This window comes from Rhizobium sp. TRM95796 (assembly GCF_025779995.1).
GTDB lineage: Bacteria > Pseudomonadota > Alphaproteobacteria > Rhizobiales > Rhizobiaceae > Rhizobium_E.
Map to the genome: position 1 here is coordinate 55276 of NZ_JAOXHE010000009.1, position 20912 is coordinate 76187.

Consider the following 20912-nt stretch of genomic DNA (forward strand, 5'->3'; position numbering starts at 1 on the left):
CTATAAGGCGTCAACGCATCAGCCCGAGAGAGCCGTCTTGACCGAACCCGTCTCCACTTTTTCCGCCTTGTCCGAGAAGATCGCATCCAGGTCCGCAATGGTCGGGGTCATCGGGTTAGGCTATGTCGGCCTGCCCTTGGCGATGGCCGTCGCCCATGGAGGTTTCGGCGTCATCGGCTTCGATATCGATCCGGAAAAAATCGTGCGGATCGAGGCCGGCTCCTCCTATATCGAGGCGGTCGCAAGCGACACCCTTTCCGGCCACGTCGCGTCGGGCGCATTTGCGGCGACCACGGATTTCGAGCGTCTCGGAGACTGCGACGTCATCGTCATCTGCGTGCCGACGCCGCTGACCAAGCATCGCGCTCCGGATCTCTCCTATATCGTCAAGACGACCGAGGCGATCGCCGCGACTTTGCGCCGAGGACAGATGATCGTTCTCGAATCGACCACCTATCCTGGGACCACTGATGAAGTGGTGCGCCCGATTCTCGAAAAAACCGGCCTGAAATCCGCCACCGACATCTTCCTCGGCTTCTCGCCGGAGCGGGAAGACCCCGGCAACCGCAATTTCCGCACCGCCAGCATCCCGAAGATCGTTGCCGGCGACGGCGCAGAGGCCTCGTCGTTGATGCAGGCTTTCTATGGCGCGGTGGTTGAAAAGGTCGTGCCGGTCTCGTCCACGGCGGCGGCCGAGGCGGTCAAGATTACCGAAAACGTCTTTCGCGCCGTCAACATCGCGCTCGTGAACGAACTCAAGGTCGTCTACGACGCCATGGGTATCGACATCTGGGAAGTGGTCGATGCGGCCAAGACCAAGCCGTTCGGCTACATGGCCTTTTATCCCGGCCCGGGTCTCGGCGGCCATTGCATCCCGATCGATCCGTTCTACCTGACATGGAAGTCGCATGAATATGAGCTGCCGACCCGGTTCATCGAATTGGCCGGCGAGATCAATTCCTCGATGCCGCGCTACGTGGTGGATCGGTTGGCGGAGGCGCTCGACATGAAGCTCGGCCGCGCGCTCAGTCGCTGCCGGGTGCTGGTGCTGGGCCTGGCCTACAAGAAGAACGTTCCGGATATTCGCGAAAGCCCGTCGCTGAAGCTGATCGAACTGATCGAAGCGCGCGGCGGCGAGGCCGCCTTCCATGATCCGCATGTGCAGTCCATTCCCGCAACACGCGAATATCTCTGCTTCAAGGGCCGCGCCTCGACGCCCCTGACCGAAGAGATGGTGCGCGGCTTCGATGCGGTGCTGTTGGCGACGGATCACGACGACGTCGACTATGCGTCCATCGCAGCGTGGTCGCCGCTGATCGTCGACACAAGGAACGTCTTCGGGCGGATGGGCATCGCCGCCGATCACATCGTCAAAGCATGAGCGCCGACGCCTTCAAATGCTCGGCGGCGCGGGCGTAGCCCCCAGCCGCGCCGTCGATGAAATGCATGTGATCCCGTTCGAGCGCAGTCAGCACGATACAGGTCATCAGCGCCGCGTCCTGCTTGCTCAAGCCGTAGCGGCAGACGCCTCTCGCCGCCGCGTCGCGCAAAAGCGCTTCGATCTCGGCGAGACGGCGAGAATCGATATCCACGGTCATCTTGAGCCCGTCGTCGAATTTGCGGAAATCGCTGTTGTCGGCCACATCGCGGCGATAGACGACGGGGTCGAACCGCCCCACAGTGATCTTCCATCGAATCAGCGCAAAGGCGAAAACAGTCGCCGCCACCGCCTTGAGGAAGCGTTTGATCCTGCCGGCGGGGGGACCGGCGCGCCCTTCGATGCGAATGCCGTCCCCGGACACCCTGGGCTCCGGTCCCTCGGCCGGCACGGGATGGCCGTCGCGCTCTTCGCTGCCGGTGATCGCCACGATCTTTTCGACCAGACGCGCGAAGGCGGGCATATCATTCGCGGGACCGGGCATCGCGATGATCGACACGATCGCGCCATGCCTGGCCGGGATCGGGCTCCAGCGGCAGGACAGGCCTTCGAGATCCGGCGCAGCGCCCGCCGGCGCGGGGTCGACGGAGTAACGATTGTTTTTCATCTGGGCTTCCGCCCAACTCGCGCCGCCGCCAGCGAACATCGCATAGGAGGCGAACTCGGACACGCGAAACCGGGCGACGCGAACATCCAGACCCGAAGCGCGGACATCACGAATCGGCACCAGGGCCGCGCGCATCTCCAGCCCCATCGCCTCTTTCGCCCAGGTTCGAAGCGCGGCGAGCGCAGCCTTCGCCTTCTCGATCCCCGCGGCCGGCAAGGCGACAAGAGCGCCGTCGCCGCCGAAGACGAAGGGAAGGTCCTGATGCCCAAGCGCATTGAGCACGGCGGAAATCAGCGCCGCGCCGGCCATATTGACGGATTTATAGGAGCCGGCGGCGATGGCGCCGGTGGAGTCGACAATATCGCCGGTCGCGAGCCACCAGTCGTCCGGCAAGGGCCTGTAGTTGTCCAGATCGATCACGCCGGAAAACTGCGTGAAGACGGGCACATCATTGTAGAAGGGATCGACGCGTTCCAAAGGCATGGACAAAACTTAGCACGGCCTCTGCCGCAACGCGATGACAGTTTGACATCTTCGTTCAAGGCAACAGCAACAGATCGAACTGTCGCTCGCCGATCGGAATGTCGCTCACCTTCATCCGCCGTCGGTCATCCTCGATGAACACCCAGCAATCGTCGTAATATTGGCCGAGCCAATCGCGGAACCGCGCACTGTCTGCGGGTCCGTAGAGCTCGGGCGTGAATTCGGTGTGGATGGGGACGCGACGCTGAAGGAGGTTCTGCATGCTGCGAAACGCCACGGGCTCGAAGCCTTCTATATCCGCCCAGACCAGCGCCACGTCGTCTTCACCGACTCCGGCGTCTTCGAGCAGGCGGCTCACCGGCTTCACCGGCACGGTGATCTGTCTATCCTTGGCGCTGCGCCGGATCATGCCGCTGCGGCCGTGATTGTCGGGGTTCTGGAAGAAGTCGAGACTGCCCGGTTCCTCACCCGCCGCGCAGTTGAGGGCCGAGACTTCGCCCGCCAGGCCATTTTGTGCGAGATTGACGGAGAGAAGCGCGAAATTACGTGGGTCCGGTTCCACCGTGACGATGCGGGAGAAATGCTTTTTAAGCGCGAAATACACCGTCTGCGTGCCGATATTGCCCCCGAGCTCCAACAGCACGCCGCCGGACGTTTCGATGCTTTCCTGCGTCAGGATATCCATCAGCCTCGTCACGTGATCTCGGTCGTAATGCCCTTTTCGGAAGATCTTGCGGCCGATATAGTCGGCCGGGGAGAAGGTCATGACGTGATCGCCGCAATCCACGGTCATCGACACAGCGCGCTCGCCGATACCGTGAATGAGCAGCCGCCGGCCCATGGGCGTGTCGAAAAAGCGCGTCGCCCATCGATCCCTCGTCTTGCTCCAACGTTTTTTCCAGCCGCTCAAACCCGCATCCCTCTGCTTATCCGCTCGCTCCTACCCTGAAACGCGGCTCGCTTCCACCCGGGGCGTCGACAATGCCGCCGCCGGGCGCTAGAGCATCACAAAACAGTGATCGGGGAAAAGACATCATGAGCCGCCTGGATAGTTTCATCCGCCGTCTGCTGGCCCAACGCGACATCTTGAATGCGATCGCCGAGGACGCGCGCCGTCTGGAAGGCGATGTTCTCGAGCTCGGCCTCGGCAATGGACGCACCTATGATCACCTGCGCGAACTGTTTCCGGAGAAGCGAATCATCGCCTTTGATCGCGACGAGCGGCGCGACCAGATTTCCCGGCCCGACGACCGGGACATGGTGGTCGGCGAGATCCAGGAGACAATCGCGCCTTACCTCACCGGCGCCGCCGCAGTGGTGCATGCCGATATCGGAACGGGTAATCCAGACCGCGACGCCGTCACCCTGACCTGGCTGCCCGAAATCATGGCGCGCGCCCTGACCAAAGGCGGGATCGCAATCAGCGGCCTGCCGCTTGATCACGACGCCTTTGCATCGTTTCCGCAGCCCGCGGGCGTGTCGGACGGTCGCTATTTCCTCTACCGACGCCGTTAGGCCGTCTCAGCGTTTGACATCGTTGCGGATCAGCCGCTTCCAGTCGCCGATGAAATGCCGGCGTTGTATATCGTCCTGGGCGGCGAGCAGCGAAGGCCCGATCCGGATCGGTCGGCCCACGCCCGATGCCATGAGGTCGTCGGGCCCGTCCACGCCGGGAGGCATAGGCTTACCCTCGGCGAAGAAGAAGGATTTCTCCCGCGCCACCGCCCGTCCTCTCTCCGAAAGCAGATAATCGAGGAAGCGCTGTCCGAGCGCCGGGTTGGCGGCTGTTTTCGGAATCATCGCGCCGCGCGAGAGGATCAGCGTGTAATCGCGCGGCACGACGATGCCGAGATCCGGATCGAGGCGCGCCGCGGCATAGGCGTAGGAGCCGAGAACATTATAGGCGATGCGAACCGCGCCGCTCGACAGTTCGCCCAGAACCTCGTTGTTGCAGCAGCGGATCACCGGAGCGGCTCGGCTGACGCTCTCGATCAGCCGGCCATAGGTGGTGGGCGCCTGGCGCGAATCATTGAAGGCCAGGAGATAGCCGACGCCCGAAGCCTCGATGTCATAGGTGCCGATACGGCCATGATAGCGCAAGGGATTGCGTCGCAGCAGGTCGACCAGCGCCTCATGGCTGTCGGGCACATCTTCCGACGGCACCTTGGAGCGGTCGTAGACGAAGACCACCGGCTCGAAAGTAAAGCCGAACACCTCGTCGCGCCAATTGGCCCAATCCTTGATGCGCGATGTCGGAAGCGGCCGATGCGCCTGGGCGCAGCCGTCATTGGCGAGCCTCACCAACTGATCGACCGACGACGACAGCAGGATATCGCCGCTTCTCCCCCCGTCTGCGCAGGCCTTCTGCGCCTCGCGAAACAGATCGTTTGTGACATAATCCGTCACATCGACGGCGAGATCCGGCGCCGTCTCCTGAAAGTCGAGGATCAGCGGCCGCATGGCTTCCAGATCGGTCGCCGCATGGATGACCAACCGAGCGCCTTCCTGACCCGACAAAGCCGGAAAGACTTGGCGTTGCCCCTCGATGGCGCCGACCGACGACGACATGACGAACACTGCAAAGACGGTGAAAAGGATGCGCAGGCTGTTCATCTCGGCGTCTCCCTCGCAAGAGGCAGGTCGATGAAGACTGCGAACGGCGCGATCGCCGACCGCTCCTGAAAGCCGATCGCGCCGCCAAGCGCATTGGCCACTTCGGCCGCGATGGCGAAGCCGAGACCGGAAGCGGGCCCCTCTGTGCGCGAGGAGAAGAAGCGTTTGGTGACGTTTTCCCATTCCGACGCCGGGATTCCGGGTCCATCATCCTCCACGACCACCCGCGCGCGCTCCTCGCTCATTTCGACGCGAACATCGAGCCGATTACGCGCACCGTGGCGAAGCGCATTGTCGATGACGTTGACGATCGCCTCGCGCAGACTGAGCATGTCGCCCGTGACGACCGGATTGCCTTCGGCCGGCTCGAACGACACCACGAGATCCGGATCGACCGTGATCGGAATCGCCGCTCGAAACGCCAGCCGCGCCGCGTCGTTGAGCGCCACGGAGGCCAGTTGCGCCGAATCGAAGCGATGGATGACCATCGCATGATTGAGAAGCTGGTTGGTGAAGCGCGCGAGTTCCGCGGTTCGGTTGCGCACCCTCTCCAGATGCCGGCGATCGTCCGGGCCGAGCGCATCTTCGTTGATCAGGCTGACCTGGGCCGACAGCGCCGTCAAAGGGGTGCGGATCTGGTGCGCGCTGTCGGCGACATAGCGCTGCAGCAGCTTGATGCGCTCGTCGAGCCTGCGGATGAAATGATTGATGGCGTCGACGAAGGGCAGGAGTTCGCGCGGCGCGGCCCCGCCGATCGGCGTCAGGTCCTGCGTATCGCGGCCCTTGATGGCCTCGCCGAGATCGGCCACCGGTTTCAGCGAAAATCGCACGGCAAAGGCGGAGCCGACGAGCGCGAGCGCGCTCATGACGCCGACGAGGATCACCGCCCGCCAGGTGAGTTCAGCGGCGAGCGACTGCCTCGCTTCGGTCGTCTGCGCCACCATCACATAGGTCCAGCCCGGCCCCGACGCCTGCGTCAAAGCCCTCGCCACGGTGACGATGCGAACCGCGGCGCCGCGATACTGGCCATTTTCCAGCCGAGGCCCGGCGCGGCTTTGGTCGAGTCCTGCCCGCGTGCTCAGGTCGGGATAGCCGGTCAGGGTTTGCCCTTGCGGATCTATCACCCTGTAAAAGATACGGTCGCGCTGGGCGAGGCCGAGGAGATCGAAGGCCGAAGGCGGCAATTCGAAATTCAGCTCACCGCCCGTGATGATCAGGCTGTCGGACATCTGGAAGGCGGCGCCCAGAAGCAGTCGGTCATAGGCGTCGTCGGCGGCGGCGCGAGCGTAGAACCATGCGGCCGTCACCAGAGCGGCGGCGCCCAAAGCGAGGACGGCGGCCACCCGCGTCATCAGGCGTGAAAACAGCGAATCCTTAAGCAGGCTCATCGGACACCAGCTGATAGCCGACCCCGCGCTGTGTGACGATGCGGGCGCTCGCGCCTTCCAGCTTCTTGCGCAAACGTCCGACATAGAGCTCGATGGCGTTCGGCCCCGCCGCTTCCTCGAAGCCGAACAAGCGATCCAGCAATTCCTCCTTGCTGAAGATTTTGCCCGGCCGGGAGGCCAGCACTTCGAGCAGGGTCATCTCCCGGCGCTTGAGTTGCACTTCCCGCTTGCCGACCTTGACGCTCCTGTTGGCCCGGTCGAGACTGACATCGCCGCACATGATGATGTTCGTGGCTTCGCCGCCGCTGCGCCGCCGGAGAAGCACCCGCGCCCGCGCCTCGAGTTCGCGGAAATCGAAGGGCTTGACCAGATAGTCGTCGGCGCCGAGATCCAGCGCGCTGACCCGATCGTCGATCTCGGAGCGCGCGGTCAGCACCAGCACCGGCACGCTGCTCTTGTCCTTGCGAAGGCGGCGCAAGATGGAAAACCCATCCAAGCCCGGCAGCATGACATCCAGAATCACCAGGTCGTAATCGGTAAAGTCGAGAATGTCGGCCGCCGCCGCGCCGTCGGTTTCCCAGTCGACGGTGTGGCCCGTCGATTGGAAACGGCGGCAGATGGCCTCGCCGACGTCATGTGTGTCTTCAACCAGGAGAATGCGCATCCGCCTATGCTGTCACGGTCGGAAGGCGCGATCAAGCCGCCTGAAACGCTCCATACGCGGCATTTCCATGCTGCGGCGCCATGACAGCAAGATGACAGGTTTGCGGGTTAATGGATCGTTATCGGCTCCGAGAGGAGGAGCCGCTCCGGGGAGGAGCACCATCAAAATCGCTGTGAAAGACGGTTCGAACAGAGCCTGTCTTTGCGCGCCTTCTCCCGGAGATCACGCCATTGGGAGAGACAAGATGAAGAGATTTTTCGCCGCTGCATTCGTCGGAGCCAGCCTCGCCGCCCTCGGCGCCGCGTCGTCCGCTTTTGCAGAACCCGCCAAGCCCGAATGCCTGGCCGGCGCAAAGCCCGGCGGCGGCTTCGACCTGACCTGCCGCCTTGCCGCCAATTCGCTGCTCGCCACCAAGCAGATCTCCAAGCCCATGGCCGTAACCTATATGGAAGGCGGCGTCGGCGCCGTGGCCTACAACCATGTGATCGGCAAGCGCGCCCATGACGGCAATCTCATCACGGCCGCGTCCTCCGGTTCTGCGCTGCTGATCGCCCAGGGCAAGTTCGGCAAATATGACGAAACGGCCGTTCGCTGGCTCGGCGCGCTCGGCGCCGATTACGGCGTGCTCGTGGTCGCCGCAGATGCGCCGTACAAGACGCTCGGCGAACTCGTGGAAGCCTACAAGGCGGATCCCTCCAGCTTCGCCATCGCCGGCGGCGGCGCCGTCGGTTCGCAGGACTGGATGAAGGGCTCGCTGCTCGCCAAGGCCGCCGGTCAGGATCCGAAGAGCATGCGTTACGTCGCGCTCGAAGGCGGCGGCGCCGTGCTGACCGCGCTCGAAGGCGGCCATGTCAAGGTCGGCTCCGGCGACGCTGCCGAAATGGTCAAGCACCATGTCGCCGGCAAAGTCCGCATCCTCGCGGTAATGTCGTCCGAACGCCTGCCGGGCGAACTGGCCAATGTGCCGACCGCCAAGGAGCAGGGTTTCGACATCGATTGGCCGGTCTGGCGCGGCTATTATGTCGGCAAGGACGTTTCCCAGGCCGATTACGACTGGTGGGTGAAGGCGTTCGAGACCGCTTCCAAGACGCCGGAATTCGCCAAGGAGCGCGAAGAGCGCGGCCTGTTCGAATTCACCCTGCTCGGCAAGGATTTCGAAGATCGTGTGAAGTCCGACGTCGCCCGCTTCAAGATCCTAGCCAAGGAAGCCGGGATGTAATCGAGCCCCTCTCCTCCTCCCGAGCCAGGGGCGCGCCCCGGCCGTCGCTGAGGCGGCCGGGGCATGGAGGAGACCAGGATCGCCGTGCGATCCCCAGATTCCTTAACATGTTTCTCTAGCCATACCGGAGCCAGCCGATGTCGGACTCCCATCAGCCCTCTGCGCGCGCCACACGTCTCACCGGCCGCATCGCAGCCCTCATTCTCATCGCTCTCGCTCTGGTCTACGGCCTCGGCGGCAGCGTGATCGAATACGCCTTCGCCTCCGATCCGTTGGGGCCGCGCGTCTTTCCGGTGGCGCTAGCCGTCGTGCTTGCAGGTCTTTCGATCTTATACTTTCTGAAACCCGGCGCCTGCGAGGGCTTCCCGACCGGTCCGCTGCTCGTCAAGGTGCTCGCCATTCCAGTGTTGACCGTCATTTCGATCGCGCTGTTCGAACCGGCCGGCTTCGCCGCCTCGATCTTCGTGCTGACGCTCGGAACCGGCTATATTTTCGGCGCGCCGCTGAAGCTCGCGCTGATCGGCGCCGTCGGGCATGCCGCGCTCTGGTGGCTCATCTTCTCCTATCTCCTCGAAGTCTATCTGCCCGCCGGCATGTTGTTCGGCTGAGCGAGCCGACCTGAAAGGACATTCGCCATGAATCTCGATTATCTCTGGCAAGGTTTCGCTGTCGCGCTGACCTGGCAAAACCTCATCATCGGCCTCGTCGGCTGCTTCATCGGCACCATGGTCGGCGCGCTGCCCGCCATCGGCCCGATCAACGGCATCGCGCTTCTGCTCCCTATCGCCTATACGATGGGCCTTCCGGCTGAGAGCACGATGATCCTACTCGCCGCCATCTATTGCGGGGCGGAGTATGGCGGACGCATCTCCTCCATCCTGCTCAACGTGCCCGGCGACGCCGGCGCGGTGATGACGGCGATGGACGGCTATCCCATGGCCAAGCAGGGCCGCGCCGGAGAGGCGCTGGCTTTGTCCGGCCTATCGTCCTTCGTCGGCGGCATCCTGGGCACTGTTGGCTTGGCATTCTTCGCGCCGCTCCTGTCGGGGCTCGCGATCGGCTTCGGACCGGCGGAATATTTCGTGCTGATGGTCTTCGCCTTCGCGACCCTAGGCTCGATGGTAGGCAGCGCGCCCGCCAAGACGCTGATCGGCTGCGTGCTCGGCCTGATGCTGGCGACCGTTGGTCTCGACGCCACCTCCGGCGCCTATCGCTTCACCTTCAACGAGCCGGAACTGGGCGACGGCATCGAATTCGTGGTGTTGGTCATCGGCCTGTTCTCGATCTCCGAAGCGCTGATCATCCTCGAACATCAGGGCCGCGGCATGACTGTGATCCGCGAACTCGGCCGGATGACCGCGCGGATGAGCGACATCGTCAAATGCGCGGGCGCGACACTGCGCGGCTCGGTCATCGGCTTCGTCGTCGGCGTGCTGCCGGGCACCGGAGCGTCCGTGTCGAGCGCCGTCTCCTACACCACGGAAAAGCGCATTTCCGACACCGAAGGCACCTTCGGCAAAGGCGATGTGCGTGGCCTCGCCGCCCCCGAAGCCGCCAACAACGCCACCGCCTGCGGCGCCTTCGTGCCGATGCTGACGCTCGGCGTGCCGGGTTCGGGCACCACCGCCGTCATGCTCGGCGCGCTGATGCTCTACAACATCCAGCCCGGCCCTATGCTGATGGTCGAGCGGCCCGAGATCGTCGGCGGTCTCGTCGCCTCGCTGTTCGTCGGCAACTTCATCCTGCTTGCGCTCAACCTGCCGCTGGTCAACATTTTCGCCCGCGTGCTGACCGTGCCGAACTGGCTGCTGGTGCCCGGCATCCTGGTGCTGTCGATCGTCGGCGTCTACTCGACCCACGCCTCGGTCTTCTCGATCTATCTGATGCTGGCGATCGGCATGGCGGGTTGGCTGCTCAGGAAAGCAGGCTTCGACATGGCGCCGATCATTCTCGGCTTCGTGCTCGGGCGGGTCATGGAAGTCAACCTCCGCAACGCCCTGGCGATCAGCGGCGGCGACGTGTCGATCCTGTTCGAAAGCACCATCTCCATCGTTCTCTGGTGCCTCGCGGCCTTGGTCGCCGTGCTGCCGATCTTCCTCGCCCGCCGCGCCAAGCGTCGTTTAAACGCGGCCGCGGCGGCTGCGTCCGCCGCAGCGCAGTAAGATCTTATCGTTCCATCAATTGTTTCGCCGGGTCGCTCCATGCGGCCCGGCTTTTCATTGGGGAGCATGCAATGACCTCTCCACCCCCTCTGCGACCTTGGTAGATTTTGGCTCGATGGGTGCTTGCCAGCAGCCAAATTCGCTCTATAGTGAGGAAATAATTATTCCGCACAGTAAAGTGCGGTAAAGCATGGGGAACTACAATGACTCTTTCCTGGCGCTTCTCCGCGCTCGCAGAACGACATCGCGCGCTCGGCTCCAAGCTCGAAGACTGGAGCGGCATGGGTACGGCATGGACCTATGACAAGGACATTTACGCCGAACATGTGGCGATCCGCACCAAGGCGGGTCTGATGGATGTCTCGGGCCTCAAGAAGGTCCATCTGGTCGGCCCGCACGCCATTGCCGTGCTCGACTATATCACCACGCGCGATATGGGAAAGATCTATCCCGGCCGCTCCGTCTATGCCGCCATGCTCAACGATCGCGGCCATTTCACCGATGATTGCATCGTCTATCGCACCGGCCCCAATTCCTGGATGCTGGTGCATGGGTCCGGCTCGGCCCATGAGGAAGTGATCAAGCAGGCCGCCGGCCGCAACTGCGCCGTTCTTTTCGACGACGACCTTCACGATCTTTCGCTGCAAGGGCCGCTGGCGGTCGATTTCCTCGCCAAGCATGTGCCCGGCATCCGCGATCTCAAATATTTCCATCACATGCAGACGACTTTGTTCGGCGCGCCGGTGATGATCTCCCGCACCGGCTATACGGGCGAACGCGGCTACGAGATTTTCGTGCGCGGCCAGGACGCGGCGAAGGTCTGGGATACGATCCTCGCCGAGGGCGCGGATATGGGCATCATCCCCTGCTGCTTCAGCGTGCTCGACATGCTGCGGGTGGAAAGCTACCTGCTGTTCTATCCCTACGACAATTCGCAAATGTATCCCTTTGCCAATGAGCAGCCCGGCGACAGCCTGTGGGAGCTCGGCCTCGACTTCACCGTCAGCCCCGGCAAGATCGGTTTCCGCGGCGCGGAAGAGCATGCCCGCCTCAAAGGCAAGGAGCGCTTCAAGATCTACGGCATGCTGATCGAGTCAGACGGGCCTGCCGATCTCGGCGACGAGGTCTGGGCCGACGGCAAGAAAGTGGGCGTCATCACCTGCCCGAGCTATTCGACGCTCACCAAGAAGAGCATGGCGATCGCCCGTCTCGACGTCGACAAGGCGGTCCACGGCACGCCGCTCGAAGTCAAGGGAAAGACGATGCAGGCCAAAGCGATCGCGCATCAGTTGCCCTTCGACGATCCCGAGAAGAAAAAGCGCACGGCGATCGGCTGAGGATCGCGTCATGTTGGTTGAAGGCATCAAGAGCCGTCCAGTCTATCACGGGATTGCGGCCGACCCTCGCGCGCGCCGGCACATCTTCGTCCTGGAAGGCGAAGGCGCACGGGCGCTGCTCGAGCAGAGACCCACACTGACGCCGGCGATGCTGGCGTCGACCGAGATCCTCTATGTCGCCCGAGGCTCCGCGGGGGAAGGACATGCCGACGCGCTCTCGGCGGTCGGCGCCGATGTCGCTTGGATTGCGCCGACAGTGGAGACATTGCTGTTCCGGCTGAGAGCCATGCTGGCCGTCGCGCATATGGGAACAAGGCTCTACATCGCCGGCACAGAAGGTTTCATCGGAAAGGCGATGCAGGTCGCGCTCGACCAGGGCATGGACTATTCCACCATTCCCACCGAACATCGCGGCTCGCTCGCCCGCCGCGTTCAATGCGTCCATTGCAAGGGCGTCACCGAAGACGTGACCATGACGCCCTTCACCTGCAGCCATTGCGGCCTGTCTCTCCTCGTGCGCGATCATTATTCGCGACGGCTCGGCGCCTTTCAGGGCGTCTGCGTCGACGCGGAAGAGCCAGGCGTCACGCCGGAGCCGGAGGCGTTGTTTTTATGAGCAAGACCGATCTTTCCGTTCGCGTGACCCATGTCGAACCTGTTGCAGAAGGCGTGAAGCGCTTTCGCCTCGAACATGTGGACGGCAAACCCTTGCCGGTGTTCTCCGGCGGCGCCCATGTCGTGGTGGCGATGCGTGATTACGATCATATCCGGCGCAACGCCTATTCGCTGATGTCGGATCCGGCCGACACCTCCGCCTATGAAATCAGCGTGTTGCGCGTGCCGCAATCGCGCGGCGGCTCCATCTTCATGCATGACCGGGTTCATGAAGGCGAGGTGCTCACCATCAGCCAGCCGGTGAACCTGTTTCAGCCGGATTGGCGCGGCCGCAAGCATATCCTCGTCGCCGGCGGCATCGGCATCACGCCCTTCCTCGCGATGATGGCGCAGTTCGACCGCGAAAACATTGCCTTTGAGCTTCACTACGCCGTCCGATCGCGAAGCCGCGGCGCCTATTGCCAGGATCTGGCCGCACGCTACGGCCACCGAGTCAAGATATATGTGGATGAGGAGGGATCGGCGATCTCGCTCGATGCGCTGTTCGCCCGCCAGCCGCTCGGCTCGCATCTCTATGTCTGCGGTCCCGGCGGCATGATCGACGCTGTCCTCGCCGCCGGTCTCGAGGCTGGCTGGCCGGCGCACAATCTGCACTCCGAACGCTTCCTCGCGCCGCCGCCGGGCAAGCCCTTCTCGGTGGATCTGCTGCGCAGCGGCGTCTCGGTTCCGGTCGGCGCGCATGAGAGCATTCTGGAGGCGCTGGAGGCGGCTGGCGTCGACGCCCCCTATCTCTGTCGCGGCGGCGCCTGCGGGCAATGCGAGACGTCCGTTTCCGCCTGCGACGGCGCGATTTTGCACAACGACGTATTCCTGACCGACGCCGAGAAGGCGTCGGGGAAGAAAATCATGCTCTGCGTCTCCCGCTTCGAGGGGACGCGGCTGCAACTCGATCTCTGACGGCGCCCGAGCGCAAGGAGGCCCGATCCATGGCCATCGTTTTCAAACAGGAAACTTTCCGCAACGACTTCACCTATCGCAACAGCCCGGGAAATATCCGACGTTTTCCCTTCCCGTTCCATGAGGACGGCTACATGTATTCGGTCAATATGGAGCCGCATGTGAAGGGCAGAGCGGGCACCGTGTTCGAAAGCCTGATCGACGTCGACGAGCACTATGTCTCCGAAATGGCCGACCGGGCGATGGTGCTCAAGGAAGATCCGCTGCGCTATCAGGCGCTGCCGCATATGATGCAGGCGCAATGGGACACGTTGGAACTCCTGATGGAGCAACAGGCGGCCGGCTATCCCGAGCATTTCACGCTCACCAAGGACGGCGACCGCTGGCGCTGGATCAATCGCCCGCTCGGGATCGATGACACGTTCACTTTCGGCGATCCGACCACGCTCCCCTATGAGCCGCTGGAATATATCTCCCGCCAGACCCAGGGCGACATTTGCGTCGTCGACCAACGCGACGGCAATCTCTGGATGGACGCCGGCATGGTGACCACTCAGGCCGATTGGTCGCTCGATTTCGACATCGGCATGAACTTCATGGAATGGCATGGGCCGGTGCCGCTCGCCCATCAGATCGGCGTCTTCGAACGGGCGCTGAAATTCCTGCTCAATCTGCAGCAGGGACAGCCGACTCGCCGCTTCAACTGGACGATGACCATCAATCCGCGCCTCGACACCAGCCCGGAGAATTATCCCAAATGGGGCAAGGACCGCACGACGGTGACGCCCGAGAATGTCGGCGATAAGGTGCATCTGCGCGTGGAGTTGCAGAGCCTGTGGCGGCTGCCGCGCTCCAACGCCATCCTGTTCGTGATCCGCTGCTATCTCATGAACATGGAAGAACTGGTGACGGTGCCCAAATGGGCGCGCCGCTTCCACCGCGTCCTCAAGACGCTGCCGCCGGAACTCGTCGACTACAAGGGGCTGACCCGCTTTCGCGACACGACGATAGAGTGGCTGTCGCGGCATGATGATGGCGCGCCGACCAGTCCCGGCATCTTTCCCGACTGATCGACCCTCCCCTGGGATGGCCGACGATCCGATATCTCAATGCTAGAAGAGGGGGAAATCCCATGACGAAAGTTGCAGTGATCGGGGCCGGTCCGTCCGGTCTCGCGGTGTTGCGCGCCTTCCAATCGGCCGCCGCCAAGGGCGCCGAGATCCCCGAAGTGGTCTGTTTTGAAAAACAGTCCAACTGGGGCGGCCTGTGGAACTACACCTGGCGCACCGGCGTCGACGAAAACGGCGAGCCCGTGCATTGCTCCATGTATCGCTATCTCTGGACCAATGGCCCCAAGGAAGGGCTCGAATTCGCCGACTATCCGTTCGAAGAACATTTCGGCAAGCAGATCGCCTCCTATCCTCCCCGCGCGGTAATGTTCGACTATATCGAGGGCCGGGTGAACAAGGCCGGCGTGCGCGACTGGATCCGATTCTCGACCGTGGTGCGCTGGGTGGAATATCATCCCGATACAGGCGATTTCAGCGTCAGCGTCCACGACCTCGTCAAGGACAGCGTGACGACCGACCGCTTCGACTATGTCATCTGCGCCTCGGGACACTTCTCATCGCCGAATGTGCCGGAATATCCCGGCTTTTCCACCTTCAACGGCCGCATCGTCCATGCCCACGACTTCCGCGATGCGCGCGAATTTTCCGGCAAGGACGTGCTGGTGGTCGGCTCGTCCTATTCCGCCGAAGACATCGGTTCGCAGTGCTGGAAATATGGCGCTAAGACCGTCACGTCCTGCTACCGCTCGGCGCCGATGGGTTTCAAATGGCCCGACAATTGGGAAGAGAAGCCGGCGCTCGAACGAGTGGACGGCAAGACGGCTTTCTTCAAGGACGGCACGAGCAAGGATGTCGACGCGATCATCCTCTGCACCGGCTATCGTCACTATTTCCCCTTCCTGCCCGACGATCTCCGGCTGAAGACCAAGAACCGACTGGCGACTGCCGATCTCTACAAGGGTGTGGTCTTCGTGCACAATCCGAAGATGTTCTATATCGGCATGCAGGATCAGTGGTTCACCTTCAACATGTTCGACGTCCAGGCATGGTATGTCCGCGACATCATCATGGGCCGCATCGCGATTCCTTCGGACAAGGAGACGTTGCTTGCCGACGTCGCCGATCGTGAAGCCCGCGAAGACGCCTATGACGACGTGAAATCGGCGATCAAATATCAGGGCGCCTATGTCAAGGAATTGCTGGCGGATACGGATTATCCGCAATTCGACGTCGACGGGATGTGCAAGGCCTTCTTCGAATGGAAGCAGCACAAGGTAGACGGCATCATGGCCTTCCGCGACAATTCCTACAAGTCGCTGCTGACCGGCACTATGGCGCCAAAACATCACACGCCATGGAAGGACGCGCTCGACGACACGATGGAGGTCTATCTCCAGAATTGACGCTTCGCGCGCTGTGCGCTCGATATCACGAGTGCGCAGCGCGCCCAGAAGTTGCATGCTTACGTAAAAATAACCATTTCAGGAATTAAATATCACCTTCATTCAATACTCTCGCCGAGGAGACGGCCGTGGATTTCTTGACCAGCGTTCTCAGCCGCATGGATGGCTTCCTCTACCGTTGCCGCGCCGACGCTGAGTATACAATGCTCGAACTGACCGACGGCATTCATCGGGTGTTCGGATATCGCCAGGATGAGATCATCGGCAACCGCGTCTACGCCTTTTCAGACCTCATCTCGAAGGATGATCTGGAGCGGATGGACGCGTCTGTCGGCGGCGCGCTGGAGCGCAAGGAAAACTGGACGATGGAATATCGCATCCGCCACGCCAAGGGGCACGAGGTCTGGGTGACCGAAACCGGCGGCGGCGTCTGGTCCGAGACCGGGGAGCTTCTCTATCTCGAAGGCAGCATCATCAACATCGAGTCGCTCTATCAGCGCATCGACGCCCAGACCTCGGAAATGCGCATCACCGCCTCCAAGACCGGAGAGATCCTGCATTCGCTGCGTTACCTCAAGATGCTGGCGGTCAACGCCGGCATCGAAGCCGCGCGCGCCGGCTCGGCGGGATCCGGCTTCGCCGTGCTCGCCGCGGAAATGCGGCAGTTGGCAAACGCTTCGGAAGAGGCCGCCCGCGCCATCACCGCCGCGCAGAAACGGGCCAGTTGAGCCCGCAAGGGCGTTGGGCGAGGCTCATGCCCGCGGACGCGTCTTCTCCGGATCGTAATGCGACAGCGGAACAATGACGGCGGGAATGCGCTTCTGCAGTCCATCCAGCTTGCCGATTTCCAGCTCGGCTCCGACCAGGGCATGAGTGACATCCACCCGCGCCATCGCAATTGTCTTTCCGAGGATCGGCGAGGCCGTCGCGCTGGTCACGACGCCCACCTGGGCGCGGCCGATGAACAGCGGATCGCCGTGGCTCACCGCCTCGTTCGAGGCCACGTCCAGCCCCACCATGCGCACCCTCGGATTGTCCTTGCGGCGGATGAGCGCGTCGCGGCCGATGAAGTCGTCCTGCTTGGATTTCAGCGGCACGGTAAACCCGATGCCGGCTTCGAACGGATCGGTTTGATCGCCGAAATCGTAATGCGCGAAGATCAGACCCGCCTCGATACGCACCATATCGAGAGCCTGCAGGCCCATGGGCCTCAATCCGTGCGGCTCGCCGGCCGTCCACACCGCGTCGAACACGGCCGCAGCGTCCTTGGGATGACAGAAGATCTCATAGCCCAGCTCACCCGTATAGCCCGTCCGTGAAACGACCACGGGCGGCCCCTCGAAATGCCCTATGCGTGCGACCGAGAACCTGAACCATTCGAGATCGGCAATCTCAGGCTGGCGCGGAGCGGTCCAGAAAATGTCTTTCAGAATGTCGCGCGATTTCGGCCCCTGCACCGCGATATTGTGCAACTGGTCGGTGGAGGAGCGCACCCAGGCTTGAAAGCCCTTCTTCTCCGCCACTTCCCGCAACCATACGCCGCTGTAATCGTCGCCTCCGATCCAGCGGAAATTGTGGTCGCCGAGCCGGAACAGCGTGCCGTCGTCGATCATGCCGCCATGCTCGTAGCACATCGCCGAGTAGACCACCTGGCCGGTGGTCAGCTTGCGCACGTCGCGCGTCAGACAATATTGCAGCAGGGCTTCGGCGTCCGGTCCGGTCACTTCGAATTTGCGGAGCGGCGACAGATCGATCAACGCCGCGGCCTCGCGGCAGGCCCAATATTCCTCGATTGGCCCGGTCGCCGTAAAGCGGTTGGGCAGCCAGTACCCGCGATATTCGATGAAATCTCTGGTTTTGTCGGACAGCCGCTCGTGAAAGGCGGTTTCGCGAGTCAATTCGGCAGGCGCGTCAGGGGTCATGCGATAAGCCACGGCTCGAGAGAATTTTTCCTGGGCGGAGAAGGTGCGGATATGAATATCGGTCGGCGTCCAGCCATTGGCGGGGTCGATATCGTCGGGACAGGACGAGGACACGCAGACGATATCGGTCAGCGCCCGCATCAGCACATAATCGCCGGGCCGCGACCACGGCTCGTCGAGATAGAGCTGGTTATGATCATCGACGCGGGTGTTGTAGAAATAATTGAGCGCCTCCCAACCCTTGCGCGGCGCGATCCCGTAAGGCGCGAGCGCCTCGTTGAAATTGTCGGTGCAGTTGACATGGCCGGGATAGCCCATGTCGTCATAGTAACGGGAATTACAGGCCGTCGCGAAGGCGTCATGGCGACCGACCGTGTCCTGCACCACCTCGACCAGCGGCTCGAAATCGCGATCGAAGGCCTTGGACGGAAGACCCGGGATGGGATAACTGCGACCGAGCAATGTCCGCGTCACCGTCGCGTCGAGCGCGAGATCCAGTCCCTTGTCCAGCTTGCGGGCTGAAAAGGCTTGAAAATCAGTGCATTGCCGACCGAAGACGTCGATCACCTGGATGAATTCGCCGGCGCGGACGAAATAGGCTTTGGCTGTCGCCGCATCGATGCGGATGTCCTGAAGCGGATCGGCGAGCGGCTCGGGCAGGTAGGCATGATAATCGCGAGGCGCGCCGGCGATGCGGGTGATCTGCAGTTCGATCTCGGTGGCGACAGCCTGCCCGTCGGGCTCCATTCTTTCTCCGGGCGCGCCGGCCAACAGAAGTCCGGGAGCCGCGACGACGAACTCTGCGCGGCTCCCTGCTCTCGACCCGCCGCCGAAAAATCGTATCGCCGCCAGCTGGGAAATCTCTAAACCGGTTTTCAAGAGGGCGGCGCGCTGGCGGCGAGCGCCGGTCTCCTCCCGCGCCAATATGGATCGAAGCCCCCCCGACGCGTCGTTGGCGAACCGTACGCCGAGGCCTGCGCCCTCGCATTTTCCGGCCTCGGAGATGAAGGTCGCCTCGCAGGGCTGCAGTCCTTCCTTGTCGATGAACACCAACGTGTCCCCCGGCGCGACCGGCAGCAGCAGAGATCCGCCGCCTCTGATGCGATAGCGCTCCATAGCCGCAGTTTTTGGGCCGCTCCCCGGCCTGAGCGCTATGCTCGCCCGGGGCGGTCTGATCACGCGTCCTCTCCTGTCCGCGATCGTGTCGATACCTGACATGCTGCCTCCCAATATCCGGATCTTCGAGCGATCCAGACTTCTTGCGCCGGCTTGCTTTCGGCGGCGCCGCCTCCCGACCAAAGCCGAGAGGCGGCGATTCGTTCAATGGCCGTTCTTTTTGTAGGATGCGTTTTCGTGCTTCACCATGCTTACGATCGAATAAGCGCAAACTGCGACGCCGACGATGGTCAGCAACACGAGAACGGCCGGTTTGTCGGCGAAGGTGAAATAGGCGCTGACATCCTTCCATTCAGTGATAGGCGCGGAATACATGCTGGTCTCCTTTCATGAGCCGCGTCACTCCGCGGGCGAAGCGTGAAGATGTTGTTCGAAAGCAGGAATACGCGCTTCCGGATAGGCCATGGCCGGTACTTCCACCTTGTCCAAGCCCGCGAGTTCCGCATCCTTGCCGGCGCGCAGAAGACCGAAGACCTTGAGGACATAAGACAGTGCGTAACCCGGGACGAAGCCAAGCACGGCGAAGATGACCGCGCTGATGGTCTGGCCGTAGATCGACGTCGCCGGTCCGGCGAGGTTGGGATAGCCCGAAGCGAAAACGCCCATGGCGATGACGCCCCACAGACCTGTGACGCCATGCACCGCAACTGCGCCGACAGCATCATCGATCTTGAACCTGCGAACGATCAGATCGTTCACTTTGGGGATCACGAGACCGGCCGCAAAGCTGTTCAGGAAGGCAAGTCCGGGATAGTAGAGGTCCAGCCCCGAACCCGAGGCGATCACGCCGATCAGCGCCCCGGACATCATCCAGAACGGATCGCGGGTCATGATATAGGCCCCGATCATGCCGCCGGCCACACCCATGAGCGTGTTGAAGGCGAAGGCGGACAGATTGGTCGGCGTGTTGTAGATCGTCGTCCATCCGTCGGCCGTGTAGATGATGCAGCCGCCGAGAAAGCCGAAGAAGCCCATGACGATCAGCATCAGGCCGATCAGCGACATCGGCATATTGTGGCCGGCGATCTCGTTCATCGAGCCGTCGGCGTTGTAGCGGCCGATCCGCGGCCCGAGATTGAGCAGGACGCCGAGCGTGAAGAAACCAGCGACGGTATGCACGCAACCAGCCGCAGCCGTATCATGCAGGCCGAAAGTGGAGGTCAGCCATCCCTGCGGGTGCCAGCCCCAGGCCGCGCCGAGATTCCAAACCACCGCGCCCAACACCAGCGCCAGAATGGTGAAGCCTGAAATGCGGATGCGCTCGATCACCGAGCCCGACATGATCGACGCCGTGGTGGCGGCAAACAGGGTGAAAGCGGCGTAGAAAACGCCCGAGGCATGATCGGTCACGTTCGGACCCATATTGGCCGACCAGGGCAGGCCGGCTGCGCCGGCTTCCGAAATGGTCAGGCCGGTCGGGAAGGACAGATAGATCCACCATCCGACATAATAGAAGGCCGGCACCAGGAACGCGAAGGCGATCAGATTTTTGATGCCGGACGCCAGCGCATTCTTGGTGCGGGAAGCGCCCATTTCATAAGCCAAGAACCCGGCATGGATGGCGACCATCAGCGCGGTGCACCACCAATAAAATATTTCCGAGTTCAGCGTTTGCGCCGTCGCCAGCGATTTTTCCAGCGCGGCAATCTTGGCCGCAACGTCAATTGTTGTTTCGTTCATGCGCGAGTTCCCCTCTTTTTGGCTCCTCGCGGCGTTCCCACCCTGTTTCTTGTAGGGAAAAACATATGCACATGATGAAAATCCGCAAGGCTTTTTTTTGTTCCTGCGCAATTGGTCTCGCGGCTCCCCACAGCCGCGCATGAAGAAGCAGTTTTAGCTGTGCATTGAGAGAATAATT

19 protein-coding genes are annotated in these 20912 nt (G+C 62.4%); 11 read left to right on the top strand and 8 right to left on the bottom strand.

The features are described 5' to 3' along the window. Positions 1-97 precede the first annotated feature (97 nt). Entirely contained in the window at positions 98-1381 is a 1284-nt protein-coding gene (locus OCK01_RS18660; RefSeq protein WP_263825436.1) for a nucleotide sugar dehydrogenase, read from the top strand. Here OCK01_RS18660 and OCK01_RS18665 read toward each other — a convergent pair. Then, positions 1371-2528, bottom strand: coding sequence for a DUF3095 domain-containing protein (locus OCK01_RS18665; protein ID WP_263825227.1), 1158 nt, complete (start codon positions 2526-2528; stop codon positions 1371-1373). The genes OCK01_RS18660 and OCK01_RS18665 overlap by 11 nt on opposite strands. A gap of 55 nt (positions 2529-2583) precedes the next feature. Beyond that, positions 2584-3438 carry an FkbM family methyltransferase gene (locus tag OCK01_RS18670; RefSeq protein WP_263825228.1) on the bottom strand — a complete coding sequence of 285 codons (855 nt, stop codon included), beginning with the start codon at positions 3436-3438 and terminating at the stop codon, positions 2584-2586. Positions 3439-3563: 125 nt separating this feature from the next. On the opposite strand from OCK01_RS18670, the gene OCK01_RS18675 reads away from it, so the two are divergent. Next, positions 3564-4043: a class I SAM-dependent methyltransferase gene (locus OCK01_RS18675; protein WP_263825229.1), complete on the top strand. Its 480-nt coding sequence runs from the start codon at positions 3564-3566 to the stop codon at positions 4041-4043. Between the two features lie 6 nt (positions 4044-4049). Here the strand turns inward: OCK01_RS18675 and OCK01_RS18680 are convergent, their stop codons facing one another. Genes OCK01_RS18680 through OCK01_RS18690 form a run of 3 tightly spaced genes read right to left on the bottom strand, consistent with a single transcriptional unit; the run spans position 4050 to position 7193 of the window. Further along, positions 4050-5141 (bottom strand): ABC transporter substrate-binding protein, encoded by a 1092-nt coding sequence (locus OCK01_RS18680; protein WP_263825230.1) that lies wholly within the window; start codon positions 5139-5141, stop codon positions 4050-4052. Beyond that, a complete protein-coding gene (locus OCK01_RS18685) occupies positions 5138-6529 on the bottom strand; it encodes a sensor histidine kinase (protein WP_263825231.1) in 1392 nt (463 codons plus the stop codon). The genes OCK01_RS18680 and OCK01_RS18685 overlap by 4 nt, the downstream gene beginning before the upstream one ends. Further along, the gene (locus tag OCK01_RS18690) at positions 6516-7193 is read right to left on the bottom strand and encodes a response regulator transcription factor (protein WP_182829696.1); all 678 of its coding nucleotides are present in this window, start codon (positions 7191-7193) and stop codon (positions 6516-6518) included. Before OCK01_RS18690 ends, OCK01_RS18685 begins: the two co-directional genes overlap by 14 nt. Before the next feature lie 244 nt (positions 7194-7437). Here OCK01_RS18690 and OCK01_RS18695 point away from each other — a divergent pair, with 244 nt between their 5' ends. The 9 genes from OCK01_RS18695 to OCK01_RS18735 all read left to right on the top strand — a co-directional run bounded on the left by OCK01_RS18695 (position 7438) and on the right by OCK01_RS18735 (position 16684). Next, on the top strand, positions 7438-8412 hold the full coding sequence (locus tag OCK01_RS18695) for a Bug family tripartite tricarboxylate transporter substrate binding protein (RefSeq protein WP_263825232.1): 975 nt from the start codon (positions 7438-7440) through the stop codon (positions 8410-8412). A gap of 137 nt (positions 8413-8549) precedes the next feature. Further along, entirely contained in the window at positions 8550-9020 is a 471-nt protein-coding gene (locus OCK01_RS18700) for a tripartite tricarboxylate transporter TctB family protein (RefSeq protein ID WP_263825233.1), read from the top strand. A 27-nt stretch (positions 9021-9047) separates the two neighbouring features. Next, positions 9048-10574 (top strand): tripartite tricarboxylate transporter permease, encoded by a 1527-nt coding sequence (locus OCK01_RS18705; protein ID WP_263825234.1) that lies wholly within the window; start codon positions 9048-9050, stop codon positions 10572-10574. Between the two features lie 203 nt (positions 10575-10777). Next, entirely contained in the window at positions 10778-11911 is a 1134-nt protein-coding gene (locus OCK01_RS18710; protein ID WP_263825235.1) for an aminomethyltransferase family protein, read from the top strand. Positions 11912-11921: 10 nt separating this feature from the next. Next, positions 11922-12527, top strand: a complete 606-nt coding sequence (locus OCK01_RS18715) for a dimethylamine monooxygenase subunit DmmA family protein (RefSeq protein ID WP_263825236.1) — start codon at positions 11922-11924, stop codon at positions 12525-12527. Continuing rightward, complete coding sequence (locus OCK01_RS18720) at positions 12524-13483, top strand: PDR/VanB family oxidoreductase (protein WP_263825237.1); 960 nt, start codon at positions 12524-12526, stop codon at positions 13481-13483. Before OCK01_RS18715 ends, OCK01_RS18720 begins: the two co-directional genes overlap by 4 nt. Positions 13484-13512: 29 nt before the next feature. Next, entirely contained in the window at positions 13513-14553 is a 1041-nt protein-coding gene (locus OCK01_RS18725) for a heme-dependent oxidative N-demethylase family protein (protein WP_263825238.1), read from the top strand. Between the two features lie 62 nt (positions 14554-14615). Then, positions 14616-15956 (top strand): NAD(P)-binding domain-containing protein, encoded by a 1341-nt coding sequence (locus tag OCK01_RS18730; RefSeq protein WP_263825239.1) that lies wholly within the window; start codon positions 14616-14618, stop codon positions 15954-15956. Positions 15957-16084: 128 nt separating this feature from the next. Beyond that, on the top strand, positions 16085-16684 hold the full coding sequence (locus OCK01_RS18735; protein ID WP_263825240.1) for a PAS domain-containing protein: 600 nt from the start codon (positions 16085-16087) through the stop codon (positions 16682-16684). Between the two features lie 24 nt (positions 16685-16708). Here the strand turns inward: OCK01_RS18735 and OCK01_RS18740 are convergent, their stop codons facing one another. From OCK01_RS18740 to OCK01_RS18750, 3 genes are all read right to left on the bottom strand, one after another. Continuing rightward, positions 16709-19096, bottom strand: a complete 2388-nt coding sequence (locus OCK01_RS18740) for an aminomethyltransferase family protein (protein WP_263825241.1) — start codon at positions 19094-19096, stop codon at positions 16709-16711. Between the two features lie 102 nt (positions 19097-19198). Continuing rightward, complete coding sequence (locus tag OCK01_RS18745) at positions 19199-19369, bottom strand: hypothetical protein (protein WP_182829689.1); 171 nt, start codon at positions 19367-19369, stop codon at positions 19199-19201. A gap of 24 nt (positions 19370-19393) precedes the next feature. Then, entirely contained in the window at positions 19394-20734 is a 1341-nt protein-coding gene (locus tag OCK01_RS18750) for an ammonium transporter (RefSeq protein WP_263825242.1), read from the bottom strand. Between the last annotated feature and the right edge of the window lie 178 nt (positions 20735-20912).

Coding starts and splice junctions, on each gene's coding strand:
- OCK01_RS18720 (WP_263825237.1), top strand. CDS start 12,524: ATGAGCAAGACCGATCTTTCCGTTCGCGTGACCCATGTCGAACCTGTT.
- OCK01_RS18665 (WP_263825227.1), bottom strand. CDS start 2,528: ATGCCTTTGGAACGCGTCGATCCCTTCTACAATGATGTGCCCGTCTTC.
- OCK01_RS18715 (WP_263825236.1), top strand. CDS start 11,922: ATGTTGGTTGAAGGCATCAAGAGCCGTCCAGTCTATCACGGGATTGCG.
- OCK01_RS18685 (WP_263825231.1), bottom strand. CDS start 6,529: ATGAGCCTGCTTAAGGATTCGCTGTTTTCACGCCTGATGACGCGGGTG.
- OCK01_RS18740 (WP_263825241.1), bottom strand. CDS start 19,096: ATGTCAGGTATCGACACGATCGCGGACAGGAGAGGACGCGTGATCAGA.
- OCK01_RS18675 (WP_263825229.1), top strand. CDS start 3,564: ATGAGCCGCCTGGATAGTTTCATCCGCCGTCTGCTGGCCCAACGCGAC.
- OCK01_RS18710 (WP_263825235.1), top strand. CDS start 10,778: ATGACTCTTTCCTGGCGCTTCTCCGCGCTCGCAGAACGACATCGCGCG.
- OCK01_RS18745 (WP_182829689.1), bottom strand. CDS start 19,369: ATGTATTCCGCGCCTATCACTGAATGGAAGGATGTCAGCGCCTATTTC.
- OCK01_RS18725 (WP_263825238.1), top strand. CDS start 13,513: ATGGCCATCGTTTTCAAACAGGAAACTTTCCGCAACGACTTCACCTAT.
- OCK01_RS18700 (WP_263825233.1), top strand. CDS start 8,550: ATGTCGGACTCCCATCAGCCCTCTGCGCGCGCCACACGTCTCACCGGC.
- OCK01_RS18730 (WP_263825239.1), top strand. CDS start 14,616: ATGACGAAAGTTGCAGTGATCGGGGCCGGTCCGTCCGGTCTCGCGGTG.
- OCK01_RS18690 (WP_182829696.1), bottom strand. CDS start 7,193: ATGCGCATTCTCCTGGTTGAAGACACACATGACGTCGGCGAGGCCATC.
- OCK01_RS18705 (WP_263825234.1), top strand. CDS start 9,048: ATGAATCTCGATTATCTCTGGCAAGGTTTCGCTGTCGCGCTGACCTGG.
- OCK01_RS18695 (WP_263825232.1), top strand. CDS start 7,438: ATGAAGAGATTTTTCGCCGCTGCATTCGTCGGAGCCAGCCTCGCCGCC.
- OCK01_RS18750 (WP_263825242.1), bottom strand. CDS start 20,734: ATGAACGAAACAACAATTGACGTTGCGGCCAAGATTGCCGCGCTGGAA.
- OCK01_RS18660 (WP_263825436.1), top strand. CDS start 98: ATGGTCGGGGTCATCGGGTTAGGCTATGTCGGCCTGCCCTTGGCGATG.
- OCK01_RS18680 (WP_263825230.1), bottom strand. CDS start 5,141: ATGAACAGCCTGCGCATCCTTTTCACCGTCTTTGCAGTGTTCGTCATG.